Raw genomic sequence first — 14436 nt, forward strand, 5'->3', positions numbered from 1 at the left:
CGTTGGTCTGCGGCGAGGAGCGGCCCGATGACCCACCAGCAGATCAACCCGGAAGGGCTGTTGCCTCCGGTCGGCTTCTCGCACGCGGTGGTGTCGCCCCCGGGCCGCACCGTCTGGCTCGGCGGGCAGACCGGCCACCACGGCGACGGGTCGCTCGACGAGGGGCTCGTGGCGCAGTTCCGCCAGGCGCTCCGCAACCTCGTGACGGTGCTCGAGCACGCCGGCGCACACATCGAGGACGTCGTCAGCATGCAGCTGTTCGTCACCGACGTGGCCGCCTACCGGGCGGCGCCGAAGGAGCTCGGGGCCGCGTACCGCGAGGTGCTCGGCAAGCACTTCCCGGCCATCGCCTTGTTCGGGATCGCCGAGCTGCTCGACCCCGACGCGGTGATCGAGATCGTCGCCACCGCCGTGATCGCCCGTGGAGCGGACGCATGAGCACCGTCGCGGGCGGAGGAGGTCACGCGGCACGCCCGATGCGGTCCAAGTCCGTGCTCCTCGACGTGTACGGCGCTTTCGTCCGCGACCTCGGCGGATGGGTGGCCGTCGCCGACCTGGTCCGCCTGCTCGCCGCGGTCGGCGTCGAGGAACAGGCCGTGCGCCTGGCCGTCTCGCGGTTCAGCCGCAACGGGCTGCTGGCCAGGCGGAAGGTCGAGGGCCGGGTCGGGTACGAGCTGACCGACACCGCCCTGCAGCTGCTGGCCGAGGGGGACCAACGCATCTACTCGATCCTCGAACCCGCCCGGCTCGAAGACGGCTGGGTTCTGGCGAGCTTCTCGGTCCCCGAGCAGATCCGCGAGCAGCGCCACCAGTTGCGCAGCCGGTTGGCGTGGCTGGGGTTCGGCAGCCTCGGTGGCGGGGTGTGGATCGCGCCGTCGCGGGTGCTCGGCCAGACCCGACAGCTGGTGGTCCAGCTCGGGCTCGAGGCGCACGTCGACCTCTTCCGTGCCCACCACGAGGAGTTCGGCGACGCGTCCGAGCTGATCGACCGCTGCTGGGACGTCGAGCGGATGCGCACGGCCTACCGCAGCTTCCTGGAGGAGTTCACGCCGGTGCTCGACGGCTACCGGGGCGCCCCTCGGGCGCGGGACACCGCCCGGGCGTTCGCCGACTTCGTGACGGGCCTGCACGAGTGGCGCAAGCTCCCTTACGTCGATCCGGGCCTGCCCACCGAGCTGCTGCCGGACGACTGGGAGGGCACCGAGGCGGCGACGCTCTTCCAGGACCTGCGCGAGGTCCTCGAACCGGTCGCCCGCCGGCACGTGCAGGACGAGCTGACCCTCCGGCTGCCGACCGGGTCCTCGGCGGCAACGGGCTGAGCCCCCCTCACCGGCGCCCCCACCGGTCAGCAGGTCGCGGCCGTCGTCGCTGGTGAGCACGGTCACGATGCGGCCCTCGGCGGCGAGCCCACCTTGCTCCGTTGACCATGCCTGACTGACCGGTTAGTCTAGTTGCCGGCGCTGGTGGAGCGCCGACCCATGCCGGTGGTCACGACCGGGCAGCGAGGGAGCCATGGCGGAGCTGTTCATCGGCGGTCGCGAAGTCAAGATCGACGGGGTGGAACGTCTCGAGGTCCGCGACCCGGCGCGACCCGGGACCGTGGTCGGTGACGTACCCAACGCTGGCGCTGACGAGGTCGCCGCGGCCGTCGAGGCGGCCAAGGAGGCGTTCGCGAGCTGGCGCAAGGTCCCCGCGGCGCAGCGGGGTCGGTTGCTGCTCGCCGGGGCCCGGCGGGTCGCCGACGCCACCGACGAACTGGCGCCGTTGCTGACCGCTGAGAACGGCAAGCCGCTGCGTGAAGCACGGCTCGAGCTCCACCGGTTCGTCGAGACCCTCGACCACTACGCCGGTCTGGCGCGCAACCTGCGGGGACAGTCCGTGCCCGCGCTCGATGACGGCGCGCGCGGCTTCGTGCTGAAGCAGCCGATCGGGGTCGTCGGCGCCATCGTGCCGTGGAACTTCCCGACGACGCTCCTCGGCAACAAGCTCGGACCCGCGCTCATCGCGGGGAACACGGTGGTGGCGAAGCCGGACGAGACCACCCCCCTGACGACGCTGCGGATCGCTCAGCTGATGCACGAGGCGGGCCTACCCGACGGGGTCTTCAACGTCGTCACCGGTCTGGGAGCGGTCACCGGTGAGGCGTTGATCCGCCACCCGGACGTGGCCAAGCTCGCGTTCACCGGTTCGACCCCGGTGGGCAAGCACGTGATGGCGGCCGCGTCCGAGCGGCTCGCCCGGGTGACCCTCGAGCTCGGCGGCTCCGACCCGCTGATCATCTGCGACGACGCGGACGTCGACGCGGCCATCAGCGCGGCGAGCATGGGTCGGTTCTTCAACTGCGGGCAGGCGTGCCTGGCGATCAAGCGGGTCTACGTCCAGGAGTCGGTCGCCGACCGGGTGATCGAGCAGTTGGCCGCCAAGGCGGAGAAGCTGAAGCTCGGCCCGGGCGACGACGTCACCACCCAGATCGGCCCGATGCACAGCGAGCGTGGTCGCGAGCTGCTCGCCGCGCAGCTGCAGGACGGGGTGGACTCCGGTGGCCAGATCGTCGCCGGTGGTCAGCTCCCCGACGACGACCGGCTCGCTGAGGGTTGGTTCCACGCGCCGACGGTCGTGGCCGAGCCAGCGCACGATTCGCGGCTGTCCCAGGAGGAGACCTTCGGGCCGGTGCTGCCGGTCTGGCGGGTCGCCGACCTCGAGGAGGCCGTCGCGCGGGCGAACGCCTCGCCCTTCGCGCTGGGCTCGTCGGTGTGGACCTCGGACCTGCGCAAGGCCACCTTCGCGATGGAGGAGCTCGTCGCGGGCTACACGTGGGTCAACAGCCGCACCAAGGTCTACGACGAGCTGCCCTTCGGTGGGTTGAAGGAGAGCGGCTACGGCAAGGAGCACGGCATCGAGGCGTTGGACCACTACCAGGACGAGAAGTCGGTGGTGATCCGCGACTGACACCGCACGCGGACGTTGGCTCCTGACGACAGGGGAGGCAGGGACGCATGGAGGCCGTCGAGCAACAGCGGTTCGCCGAGCTCGCGGGACGGCTCGCGGCGGGCGAGGTGATCCGGTCACCGGACGTGGCGGGCTTCGGTCACGACCGTTCCGTGCGCGACAGGCTGGGGATCGTCTTCGACGAGTTCGCCCGCGCACGGATCGTCGGCCACCTCGAGACCGGGCCGCAGCACTGGCAGGACGCGGGCATCGTCCACGGCGGTACCTGGTGCTCGCTGGTCGAGACCCTGGCGGCCTGGGGAGCCGCCCTGCACGCGTCGCCCCCGGGCAGCCCGGTCGTCGCGGTCAGCAACAACGCCCAGTTCGTGCGCCCGCACGGGAGGGGACGGGTCGACGCCGTCGCCACACCCGTCGACCTCGGTGACCGCGCGCAGCTGTGGGAGGTCGTGATCGCCCGTGCGTCGGACGGCAAGGAGGTCGCGCGCGGGACGATCCGGTTCCAGCAGCTCGAGCCTGCCGTTCCGGCCGGCGCGACCGCCGGGTAGGGCGACGTGACTGCCGTCGGCATCGCGCTCCCAGGAGGGCTCGCCCTCCCGGCCCGCTCCGCCCTCGACCTGCTCGATGCCGCCGCCGATGCGGGAGCGGCGCCGCTCGTCGCGACCGAGGTGAACGGTCTCGACGCTGTGGCGCTGCTGGCTGCGCTCGCGGTACGCCGGCCGGGGACCGACCTCGGCGCCGGGGTCCTGCCGCTCGGGTCGCGCTCCGTGCCCGGCCTCGCGATGGCCGCGGCGACCGTGGCTGCCACCGCCGGAGCGGTGTTCCACCTCGGGGTCGGCGTCTCGACGCCGCAGGTGGTCGGCGGCTGGCACGGCGGCGAGCACGACGCGACGGTCGATGGGACACGCGACCGTCTCCGGTCCTTGCGGGCGATCCTCCGCGGTGATCGTCGTGGATCGTTCGCACTCGCCGTGGACCCCGCGCCCGGTTCGGTCCAGGTCCTGCTCGGCGCGATGGGCCCGAGGATGGTGGAGCTCGGGTTCAGCGAGGCCGACGGGGTCATCGTCAACCACACGCCGCCGGACGCGCTCGTCGACCCGGTCGAGGGGCGGACGCTGTGGTCGTACGTCTGGCTCCGCGCCGCCCCGGACGCGGGCCGGCGGATCCGGCGCGAGATCGTGTCCTACGCGTGCGCGCCGCCGTACGCGCGACACTTCACGTCGTTGGGGTTCGGTGATGACGTCGAGGCGGTGGCGAAGCTGCGTGCCGAAGGGCGGTTGCGCGAGGCCCCGGATGCGTTGTCCGATGCCATCGTCGACGCGCTGTACGTGACCCCGGCCGCGTTGGCGTCCCGGGTCGCGGCGGTGCGCGAGCGCGGGGCGTTGCCGGTGGTGCTCCCCGTCACCGGTGACGATCCTGCTCGGGACATCGTGTCGACGATCGACGCCCTCCGTGGCCTGTCGGAGGTCACCGCGCATGGCTGACACGGGCAGCCGGTCGGCCTCCACGGTCGCGGCGGGAGCCGACCGGTCCGCGAGCCGACGCGAGAAGCTCATCCGATCCGCCTACCGCGTGATCGTCGCTCGCGGACTCCAGCGGGTGTCGATCGAGGACGTGGCGGAGGAAGCCGGTGTCAGTCGAGGTCTGATCGGCTACCACTTCGGCAACAAGGACAACCTCCTGCTCGAAACGATGCGGTGGGCGTTCCTGGAGATGGAGCGCCGCATCCGGTCGACGGCCGGGGAAGGGGCAGCTGCGGACCGGTTGGTCGCGCTGCTCGATGTGCTCTTCGTGGCACCGGAGCGGAACAGGGAGTTCTTCCTCTTCTATCTCGAACTCACCGAGCACGCTGCGCGTCTGCGCTCCTTCGAGCCCTTCGTCCCCATGGTCCGCTCGATCGTGAACAGGTACTACGAGGAGATCATCGAGCAGGGCATGACCGAGGGTGCCTTCGACGTCACCGACGTCACCAGAGCGGCGATCTCCATGCGGGCGGTCATCGAGGGGACGTTCCTGCAGTGGCTCCAGGAGGAGGATCGGCGTTCCAGCCACGCGGGCTACCGCGCCGCCTGCGAACGCGACCTCCTACGGGTGCTCGGCGCCGAGGGCAGGGCGGCGGGTGCGCAGGCTGGCCCTCCTTCCGGACGGTGACCGGCGTCGAACTTGACATCGGAAGCCGCGCATCTACAGTCCTGGCTGACCGGTCAGTCGGTTGCTGTCGACGGGGTCAGTGGGCGGATGCGGAGCCGCCTCGATATGGGAGATCTGTGCACATGAACCGATCGTGGTTGAAGGCCGGCTCGTTGCTGGCAGCGCTCGGCCTGCTCGTCACGGCCTGCGGCACGGAGGCTGCGAGCGACGCCGACGGCGCGGCGGCCGAGGAGGCCAGTGGCGCGGGTGGTGCGGACGGTGGCGACGGGAACGTCGGCGATGCCGTGGGCGAGATCGTCCTGGGCGCTCCCACGGCCCTCGGGACCGTCGAGGGTCGTGCGTCCGTGGACGCCGCCCAGCTCGCTGTCGACGAGATCAACGAGGCCGGGGGCGTCGAGATCGGCGGCGAGATCTACACGGTTCGTCTCGTGGAGGCCGACACGCGCGGCGCGGAGCCGGACATCCCGGTGCCGGACGCGCTCGCGGCGATCGAAGGGATGATCGATTCGGCGGCCCCGCACGGGTTCGTGGTCTCCCCGTTCCGTTCCGAGGTCATGCTGGCAGCGATGGACCTCATCGCTGACGAACAGATCCCCACGATCGCGAGCATCGCAACGACCCCGGAGTTCCAGGCGCGCATCGTCGAGGACCCGGCGCGGTTCAAGTACTTCTTCCGCAACAGTGTGAACGGTCAGCACCTCGGGATGTACCTCACGGGTGTGCTGCGGTTCCTCCAGGAGGAGCACGGCTACGACAGCATCATGCTCATCCACCAGGACGTGCTCTGGGCGCGAGGGGCGACCGAGGGTGTCGGAGGCTGGGCGCAGGAGAACGGGTGGACCGTCATCGGGAACGCCGCGGTACCGACGGGGCAGTCGGACTTCGCGTCCGCCCTCGCATCGGCGCGCGACGCGGGCGCGGACGTGATCATGCCGATGTTCGACATGCCTCAGTCCGGGGCGTTGGTGCCACAGGCTCGTGGCATGGGCATCGACGCACTGATCGTCGGCTTCAACAGCCCCATGGCCGCCGAGAACGCGACGGCATCGTTCGACGCTGAGGAGCTCGAGGGGGTCCTCAACCTGATCTTCGAGATCGGTCCCCTGGCGGTCGGATCGGTGCCCGCTTCGGTGCGGTTCAACGAGGCCTTCGGTGAGGCGTACGGCGAGGAGGCCCGCGCCGGTCTGCCGGGTCACGGTCCTGGACCGTCGTACGACGCGGTCTACATCATGATCGACGCCATGCAACGCGCCGGCTCGCTCGACGGCGAGGCCGTGGCGGACGCGCTCGCCGAGACCGACTACGAGGGTGTCGTCGGCCGCATCACCTTCGGCGAGGACGGGCAAGCCCCCTACGGGATGGACCCGTCGGAGGCGGCCCTGGGAGCGTTGTTCCAGTGGCAGGACGGACAGCGTGTGCCGGTCTACCCCGAGGGCATCGCCGAGGCGGCCCTCGTGGTCCCCAACTGACCGCTCCCGGCAACGGGCCGTCGCTGCATCCAGCCGCGGAAGGGAACACCGGCATGCTGGCACACATCCTGGTCTACGGGGCCGTGAGCACGTCGACCATCCTGCTGATCTCGTTGGGGTTCAGCCTGACCTTCGGGCTCACGGGCGTGGCGAACTTCGCCCACGCTGCGTTCTACCTCGCGTCGGGGTACGTGCTGTGGCTGCTGCTCAACAGCGTCGGGTTGCCCTACGCGGTGGCGGTCGTGGTCACGATCGCGTTGCTGGCGCTCGCGGGGGCGTTGCTCTACCGGGTCGTCATCGCCCCCGTTCGCGGCATCGTCCTGTCCGAGGTGATCGCGACGTTCGCGCTGGGTATCGCCATCCTCGAGTTCTTCCGCTACCTGGGGTTCGTGACCTACGAGTACCGGTTGCCGGTGTTCCATCGAGGTCAGATCGCGGTGCTGGGACGTCCGATCGATTACCAGCGCATCTCGATCGTCGTCGTCGCCGTGCTGGTGACGGTGGGGCTGTGGTGGTTCACGCAGCGGACCAACACCGGTCGGGCGCTGCGCGCCGTGTCACAGGACGAGCAGACCGCTCTCACGTTGGGCATCCGGTCCGAGTGGGCCGCCACCGTGAGCGTGGCGCTCAGCGGCGCCCTCGCCGCCGTTGCCGCCATCACGATCCTGCCGCTCGGGGTGATGTCGATCAACACCGGCTACACCGCGATCCTGATCGCTCTGGCGGCGACGGTCCTCGGCGGTATCGAGAGCCTGTGGGGCCTCGTCGCCGGGAGCGCCATCCTCGGGTTCACGCAGACCACCACTGGCGTCTACCTGGGGGAGGAGTGGGCCGTCATGGTCTACCTGGTGGCGATCGTGTTCATGCTCGCGTGGCGACCTTCCGGGCTCTTCGGCCGGACGCATCTGTTGGAGGAACGGGTCTGACGGGTTCGACCGTTCGCCCGTGGAGGAGGATCCTGTGAGGCGTCAGCCTGGCCGCCGGAGAGAGCGCATCGATCGTGGCATCCGAGCCAGATCCAAGGATGTGTTCGCGCTCTCGTCCATCCGGGAGTTGTCCTACCTCTACCTCCCCCTGACCGTGTTCTCGATCGCACTGCTGCTGTTCCCCCTCTACGGGGAGAGCGTCGGTCGGGTGTGGGTGACCGTCATGGTCACGACCCTCTCCTTCGGCCTGCTGGCCCTGAGCTGGGACCTCCTGGCCTCGGCCGGTCTCACCTCGCTCGGCCAAGCGCTGTTCTACGGTGTCGGGGGGTACACGGCCGGCTGGCTGGCTCGCACGTTCGATCTCGGTCCACTGGTCACGATCCCGCTGGCCACGGTCGCCGGAGCCCTGATCGCGACGGCGCTGTTGGCACCCGTGCTGCGTCTGCGTGGCATCTACTTCGCACTCATCACCCTGGCGCTGCCCCTCCTGTTGCACCGCGCCATCGACGCCACGCGGGTGCTGGGTGGCAGCGAGGGGATGGCCGGCCTGCCCGGGATGCCGAGCCGGAGCTGGACGGTCTTCATCCTGGCGGCGGCGTTCCTCATCACGCTCGGCAGCTTCCGACGCCTGATGGACAGCGATTTCGGCATCGTCGTGCGGGGGGTCGCCGAGAACGACCGCGCGGTCATGGCGTCCGGGCTCAACATCCAGTGGGTGCGCGTGAAGGTCCTGCTGGCGGCATCGATCCCTGCCGCGTTCGCCGGCGCGGTGATGACCCACAACCTGCGGTTCGTCGGCTTGCCCGTGTTCGCGCTCGAGAACTCGGTCGTGCCGCTGACCGCCGTGGTGGTCGGCGGACAGGGCGTCTTCTGGGGCGCCACCCTGGGCGTGATGGTGCTGGTACCCGTGTCCGAGCTGCTCCGCGGGCTGGGCACGCTCCGCATCGTGCTCTACAGCATGGTGCTGGTGGTCTGGGTGATCGCGCTCCCAGGAGGCGCGTTCCACTGGCTGCGGCAGAAGTACTGGCAGAAGGAGCGCTGGGTGTCGGCCGACACGCCGGTGCGGACCGACGCGGTGCCCGAGCGCCCGAAGGAGCTGGTGCCATGAGCGAGGCCCTGCTCGAGGTCGAAGGGCTCGTCCGGCGGTTCGGTGGCGTCACCGCCATCGACCACGTCTCCTTCCGGTTGGAGCGGGGCGGTGCGCTCGGCCTCATCGGCCCCAACGGGTCCGGCAAGACGACCCTGGCCAACCTGCTCACCGGGTTCGTCCGGCCGGACGAGGGGTCGGTGCGTTTCAAGGGACGATCGATCGCGGGGTGGAGGCCGGACAGGATCGTGGATCTCGGTCTGGCCCGAAGCTTCCAGCTGGTGCGGCCGTTCTACGAGCTACCGGCGTACAAGAACCTGATCGTGCCGCTCCGATCGCCACGGGCGCGCCGCCTGCGAGGCAGTGGGTACGGCGATGCCGACGAGATGGCGCTCCAGTTGCTCGAGGACGTCGGTTTCGAGCGGGATTCCCCCATCCCTCGTACACCGGCCCGCAACCTGCCCCATGGCTACCTCAAGCGGCTCGAGTTGGCGCGGTGCCTGGCCCTCCGGCCGGACCTGATCATCCTCGACGAACTCTTCAGCGGGATGAGCCTCACCGAGGTCGCCGGCATGTTGCCGCACGTCCGCCGACTCCGAGAGGAAGGCGTGACCATCATCATGATCGAGCATCGCATCCAGGAGTTGCTGTCCATCGTCGACGAGGTGCTCGTGCTCAACTTCGGTGCCGTGATCGCTTCTGGCGATCCTCAGGTGGCGATGGCCGATGAAGAGGTGCGGCGCGCCTACCTCGGAGCTGAGGTCGACCAAGATGCTTGAGACCCGTGACCTCACCGTCTTCTTCGAGAACGCCATCGCGCTCAACAAGGTCTCGATACGTGTCGACGCCGGGGAAGTGGTCGGGCTGTTCGGCCCCAACAGCGCCGGGAAGTCCACGCTCGTCAAGTCGTTGGCGGGACTGACCCAACACCAGCGCTTCCGCGAGAAGCGGCGCAAGGGCGAGCGCATCACGATCACCGGCAGCGTGTGGTTCGAGGGCCAGGACATCACCGAGCTCCCGGTGACCAAGCGTGTCGACCGCGGCCTCGTGCTCTGTCGTGAACGACACCCCGTCTTCAAGGACAACAACGTCGAGGAGAACCTGAGGGCTGGGGGCCACCTCCGCACGCGACAGGAGACCGCGGAAGGGATCGAACGGGCGATCTCGATGTTCCCGCCTCTCGACGCGCTCCGTCGGCGCCGTGCCGGCCTGATGAGCGGGGGCGAGCAGCAGATGCTCGCCATCGGGATGGCGCTCGTCGTACGGCCGTCGCTGCTCCTGCTCGACGAGCCACTGCTCGGCTTGAGCCCGGCGATGCAGCAGGCCGTGGTGTCCGCCATCCGTCGCATCCACGACGATGGCGTCACGGTCGTCGTCACCGAGCAGTACGCACGTCCGCTGCTCCCCGTCGTCGACCGGGCGTACGTGCTCGAGAACGGCACCGTGAACGTGAGCGGCACCCGCGACGAGCTCGTGGAGAGCCCGGAGTTCGCGGCCGCCTACTTCGGCGCCACCTGACGCTCCGGGAGATCAACCATGAACATCGCAAGCCAGCTCGAGGCGATCGTCGGTGAGCACGCCGACCGCACCGCTGTGGTCTACCTCGGTTCCCGGATCACCTACGGCCGGCTCGGGCGCTACATCGAACGGGCAGCGGCCGGCTTCGCGCGGCTCGGTGTGGTCGCCGGTGATCGAGTGGTGGTGTACCTGCCGAACGGCCCGCAGTGGGTCGTCACGTGGGCGGCCCTCCAGAGGCTCGGCGCGACCGTCGTCCCGGTGACTCCCTTCTACGGTGAGCGCGAACTCGCGTACGTCTGTCAGGACAGCGCCAGCACCACCATCGTCTGCACGGACGTGAACTACGGGTACGTCGCGGCCATCGCCGACGAGGCTGGTGTCGAGAACGTCGTGGTGACGAGCATGATCGACATGCTCCCGGCCTGGAAGCGCGGTATCGGTCGCCTCCTCGACCAGGTCCCGCGCGGGAGCTTCCCGAGGAACGACGGGCGAACATCGACCTTCCGAGCCCTGGTCGCGACGTCCGGTGACCTGCCGCCCGCGGACCACGATCCCGCCGCCATCGCCGAGATCATGTACACCGGCGGTACGACCGGGGAGCCGAAGGGCGTCCCCATCTCCAGAGGTCAGTTCCTGGCAGCAGCCGCTGAACAACGACGGCAGAGCATGCCCGTCGTGCCGCTCGGCGAGGACGTCGTCCTCCAGGGCGCACCGCTGTTCCACATCCTCGGGCAGACCGTCGGGCTCGGCGCTCTGTTGGCCGGTGACACCCTGGTGCTGCTGCCGAGGATGAACCTCGATGCCGTCATGGACCACATCGATCGGTTCCGCGCGACCACGCTCTTCGGGGTCCCGACCTTCTTCCGGATGGTCCTGGAGCACGACCGACTCGACGACTACTCGCTGGCGTCGCTCCGGTACTGCTTCAGCGGAGGTGATGTCCTACCGGTCGAGGTCGGCCGACGCTGGCACGACAGGGTGGGCACGCGGATCGTCCAGGGCTACGGCGCGACCGAGACCTGCGGCGGTATCACGCTGACGCCCGCCGAGGAGGCGGTGCCCGACGGCACGGTCGGTCGGCTCCTGCCCTTGCACGAGGTGCTCGTCGTGCAGCCTGGCACCACCGACCCGGTGGAGCCCGGTGGATCCGGTGAGCTGCTGGTGCACTCGGAGCCCATGGTGGACGGGTACTACAACAAGCCTGCCGAGACCGAGCTCGCGTTCGTCACGATCGACGGCAAGCGCTGGTACCGCACCGGCGACGTGGTCCGCTTCGACGACGATGGCTGGTGCTACTTCGTCGATCGATCGGTCGACACGATCAAGCACAAGGGCTACCGCGTCGCCGCGTCCAAGGTCGAAGCCGTCCTCCAGGCTCACCCGTCCGTCCTCAGCGCGTGCGTCGTCGGCGTTCCCGACGAGCGCGTCGGGGAGCGCGTCAAGGCGCTCATCGTCGTCAAGGCGGATGCGACCGACGTCAGCGTCGACGAGATCCAGCAGTGGTGCAACCAACGACTCGCGAGGTACGAACGCCCGAGTGCCTTCGAGTTCCGGGACATGCTCCCGACCTCCAAGGTCGGCAAGCTCCTCCGCCGGGAGATCCGTGACGAGGAACGGCGTCGACGTGGCATCTCCGCAGGAGAGGCGTACCTCGCCGGCTGACCCGCTACCTCGACACGATCAGTCCTCGACGCGGACGACCACGGCGGCTCCGGTGTCCCCCGCAGCGCACCCGGTGAACAGCCCCACGCCTCCGCCCCGTTCGGCCAGCGTGTGGAGGAGTTCGACGATCAGCCGGGTGCCGGTCGGTGCCTGAGGGTGGCCGAAGATCAGACTGGATCCCCGCTGGTTGACCCGCTCGAGTTCGATCCCGGTCTGCCGAGCGAACCACACGTCGTTGACCGCGAACGGGTCGTGAGCTGTCACGACGTCCACGTCCGCGAAGGTCAGCCCGGCAGCGTCGAGGGCTGCCTGCGCGGCCGGCACGGGAGCCTTCGGCATCTGCCCCGGTTCGACGCGCGCGCCTCCCGTCCCGAGGATCGTCGCGATCCCCTCGCCCGCAGCGAGGTCTCGGGCGCGGTCCACGCTGGTCACGACGAGCCCGGCCGTGCCGTCGGCCGGGTGGGTCTGACTCCCGAAGGTGACGAGCCCGTTCGGCACGACCGGTCGGAGCGCGGCGAGCCCCTCGGCGGTGGTCGGGAAGACGCCGAAGTCGGCATCGATCACGGTGGGCTCTCCCCTCCTCGAGGGGAGTTCGATCGGGACCATGTAGCGGCGCTGGAAGGCGCGGTCGTCGGCGAGCGACGACCGGTACTGCTCGTAACGGAGCAGGGTGACGTCGTCGAGTTGCTCGCGGGTGATCCCGGCATCCGCCGCGACCCGCTCAGCGGTGGCGATCATGGCGGTTCCGCCGACGGGATCGTGTTCGAAGCTGTCCATCACCCAGTGCTCGAGGTGGGGTGCGCCCCCGGGAGCGGATGCGAGGGGGTAGGTGAGGAGGGGGCCGTTGCTCGTCCGGTCGGTGGTGATCACCAGGCCGAGTCGATCGATCCCCGTCTGGACGCGCGCTGCCGCCGTCTGGACGCTCACGGCGCCGGTCGCGCAGGCCTGGGAGATCATGGGTCCCGACGTGTGCTCGGCACCGATCCGGTGAGCGACGGTCGGCGCACCGTAGAAGATCTGCGGTTGCGGCACCGTCCACCCCAGGATCACGGCGGTGGCCTCCGATGCTGGGAAGTCGCGAGCTGCGAGCGCTCGTTTCGTCACGTCGACCGCGAGATCGATGCTCGAGGTCTCAGCCAGGGCGCCTTGCCACCGCACGAACGGGGACGACCACGCGAGCGGGATCGGGATCGCAGCTGACGATGACATCGTGGTCCTCCGGCGTGCTGAGTCGATCGGTCGCGCTTCGGGTCAGGAGACGTCGCCTCGCTCGGTGAGCGCGGCGCGCAGGTCGTCCGGGATGGGGCGCGGCTTGCCCTCCCCGTCGACGAGGACGGTGATCAGCTTCCCCCCGGCGTACCGGCCGCGCGGTCCCTCGAGCACGAAGTCGTAGGCGATCGACGTCCGACCGACGCGGGCGGCGATCAGCGTCGTGCGCACGTCGTCCCCGAACCGGACGGCCTCGTGGAAGTCGATCTCCATCCTCGCGCGGGGCGTGAACCCGAACGTGGTGTCCACGATCCCGAGCTGCCGGTGCAGCTCGAGCTCGGCGTGCTCGAGGAAGCGGATGGCGGTCGAGTGGTGCCAGATCCCGGCGGCGTCCGTGTCCATCCACTCGAGCGGTCGGGTGACCGTGATCTGCGCAGGGGACATCCCGGGACTCCAGGGTGGGCTGACTGACCGGATAGTCTAGCGGCCGGTCGGTGAGCTGACGCCCGCATTCCGTCCTCGGCCGAGCACGCGCCGGGGCCGGCCCGGGGCGCCGGGAGCGAGGTCAGGCGGATCTCGTCGGGAGCCCTCGCCAGCTCACGAGCGTCGTGATGCTGCCGACGATCGTCGCCGTCGCGAGGGCGGTCGGCACCGCCCACGCGGCCCCGAGGAAGCGTCCCGTCGCCCAGCCGAACAGGCCGCCGACGACGCCGGCCGCGACGAGGCCCGACGCGACCGCGACCGACCAACGCGGGAGGTCGGCGGTGGTCGAGGCTCCATCAGGTGACGAGGTGCGCAGCCGCCGTCGTACCAGAACGGAACCCAGCAGCAGGACACCGGCGAGGGTGAACGTGAGCGCGAGGACGCCGGCGAACCTCACGACCGGTCCGTCCTCGACCCGGGCCGTGACGCCGTTCGGGCCGGTCACCTCGAAGGGCGACCCGGCGAAGAACGCCACCTCGATGGCTGCACCCCGGTGCGCGTCGATGCGGTCGGCACGGGCAGGCGACATCTGGAGCACGACCCTGCCGCGGAAGGTGCGGACGTCATCGGGCAGGTCGGGGACCTCCGCGTAGAGCACCGCCACCCGACGCGATTGCGTGCCGTCGATCGCCCGAGTGGTGTCGCGGCGTTCACCGATCGTCCCCGGCAGCCGCGCGGTGCACCCGGACGCGGGCGCATCCGGTGGGCACGGCTCGGCGACCGCGAACCTCACCAGATCCGGGCCGTCTCGTGTGAGCGACACCGCACCCAGAGCGACGAGCAGCGCGGCGATGAGCACCCCGGACAGGAGCAGACCGAGGGGCAGGCCGTCGACGAGCGCGAGCGGCTCGTAGCTGATCGGGTCCTGAGCGCGTCGGGCGGGACGTGGGTCGTCGCGACCTCCGTGAACCGACTCGGATGGCTCGCCGTGCACGCTTCCCCCGATCCGCTCGCCGTGTGCGTCCACGATAGTGGTGCGCTGCCG

15 protein-coding genes are annotated in these 14436 nt (G+C 70.1%); 12 read left to right on the forward strand and 3 right to left on the reverse strand.

What is annotated here, in order from left to right; genetic code table 11:
- Positions 1 to 27: 27 nt before the first annotated feature.
- The 12 genes from NITAL_RS09325 (at position 28) to NITAL_RS09380 (ending at position 11759) form a co-directional block, all read left to right on the forward strand.
- On the forward strand, positions 28 to 438 hold the full coding sequence (locus tag NITAL_RS09325; protein WP_052665995.1) for a RidA family protein: 411 nt from the start codon (positions 28 to 30) through the stop codon (positions 436 to 438).
- Entirely contained in the window at positions 435 to 1319 is an 885-nt protein-coding gene (locus NITAL_RS09330; protein ID WP_052665996.1) for a PaaX family transcriptional regulator, read from the forward strand. Before NITAL_RS09325 ends, NITAL_RS09330 begins: the two co-directional genes overlap by 4 nt.
- 193 nt (positions 1320 to 1512) lie before the next feature.
- The gene (locus tag NITAL_RS09335; protein WP_083441390.1) at positions 1513 to 2949 is read left to right on the forward strand and encodes an aldehyde dehydrogenase family protein; all 1437 of its coding nucleotides are present in this window, start codon (positions 1513 to 1515) and stop codon (positions 2947 to 2949) included.
- A gap of 47 nt (positions 2950 to 2996) precedes the next feature.
- The gene (locus NITAL_RS09340; RefSeq protein WP_052665997.1) at positions 2997 to 3494 is read left to right on the forward strand and encodes a PaaI family thioesterase; all 498 of its coding nucleotides are present in this window, start codon (positions 2997 to 2999) and stop codon (positions 3492 to 3494) included.
- Positions 3495 to 3500: 6 nt separating this feature from the next.
- The gene (locus NITAL_RS09345) at positions 3501 to 4430 is read left to right on the forward strand and encodes an LLM class flavin-dependent oxidoreductase (RefSeq protein ID WP_052665998.1); all 930 of its coding nucleotides are present in this window, start codon (positions 3501 to 3503) and stop codon (positions 4428 to 4430) included.
- A complete protein-coding gene (locus tag NITAL_RS09350) occupies positions 4423 to 5097 on the forward strand; it encodes a TetR/AcrR family transcriptional regulator (protein WP_052665999.1) in 675 nt (224 codons plus the stop codon). Before NITAL_RS09345 ends, NITAL_RS09350 begins: the two co-directional genes overlap by 8 nt.
- Positions 5098 to 5219: 122 nt before the next feature.
- A complete protein-coding gene (locus NITAL_RS09355; protein WP_052666000.1) occupies positions 5220 to 6566 on the forward strand; it encodes an ABC transporter substrate-binding protein in 1347 nt (448 codons plus the stop codon).
- A 53-nt stretch (positions 6567 to 6619) separates the two neighbouring features.
- Positions 6620 to 7492, forward strand: a complete 873-nt coding sequence (locus NITAL_RS09360) for a branched-chain amino acid ABC transporter permease (protein ID WP_052666001.1) — start codon at positions 6620 to 6622, stop codon at positions 7490 to 7492.
- A 34-nt stretch (positions 7493 to 7526) separates the two neighbouring features.
- Positions 7527 to 8600, forward strand: a complete 1074-nt coding sequence (locus NITAL_RS09365; protein WP_083441391.1) for a branched-chain amino acid ABC transporter permease — start codon at positions 7527 to 7529, stop codon at positions 8598 to 8600.
- Positions 8597 to 9358: an ABC transporter ATP-binding protein gene (locus NITAL_RS09370; RefSeq protein ID WP_052666003.1), complete on the forward strand. Its 762-nt coding sequence runs from the start codon at positions 8597 to 8599 to the stop codon at positions 9356 to 9358. Before NITAL_RS09365 ends, NITAL_RS09370 begins: the two co-directional genes overlap by 4 nt.
- The gene (locus NITAL_RS09375; protein WP_052666004.1) at positions 9351 to 10097 is read left to right on the forward strand and encodes an ABC transporter ATP-binding protein; all 747 of its coding nucleotides are present in this window, start codon (positions 9351 to 9353) and stop codon (positions 10095 to 10097) included. The genes NITAL_RS09370 and NITAL_RS09375 overlap by 8 nt, the downstream gene beginning before the upstream one ends.
- Before the next feature lie 18 nt (positions 10098 to 10115).
- Positions 10116 to 11759: a class I adenylate-forming enzyme family protein gene (locus tag NITAL_RS09380; protein WP_052666005.1), complete on the forward strand. Its 1644-nt coding sequence runs from the start codon at positions 10116 to 10118 to the stop codon at positions 11757 to 11759.
- Positions 11760 to 11777: 18 nt separating this feature from the next.
- On the opposite strand, the gene NITAL_RS09385 is transcribed toward NITAL_RS09380, so the two are convergent.
- From NITAL_RS09385 to NITAL_RS09395, 3 genes are all read right to left on the reverse strand, one after another.
- Positions 11778 to 12968, reverse strand: coding sequence for a thiolase family protein (locus tag NITAL_RS09385; RefSeq protein WP_052666006.1), 1191 nt, complete (start codon positions 12966 to 12968; stop codon positions 11778 to 11780).
- 42 nt (positions 12969 to 13010) lie between these two features.
- On the reverse strand, positions 13011 to 13412 hold the full coding sequence (locus NITAL_RS09390) for an acyl-CoA thioesterase (RefSeq protein ID WP_052666007.1): 402 nt from the start codon (positions 13410 to 13412) through the stop codon (positions 13011 to 13013).
- Between the two features lie 121 nt (positions 13413 to 13533).
- Positions 13534 to 14385 (reverse strand): hypothetical protein, encoded by an 852-nt coding sequence (locus NITAL_RS09395; RefSeq protein ID WP_157041733.1) that lies wholly within the window; start codon positions 14383 to 14385, stop codon positions 13534 to 13536.
- Positions 14386 to 14436: the final 51 nt, after the last annotated feature.

The organism is Nitriliruptor alkaliphilus DSM 45188, assembly GCF_000969705.1.
GTDB classification, from domain to species: domain Bacteria; phylum Actinomycetota; class Nitriliruptoria; order Nitriliruptorales; family Nitriliruptoraceae; genus Nitriliruptor; species Nitriliruptor alkaliphilus.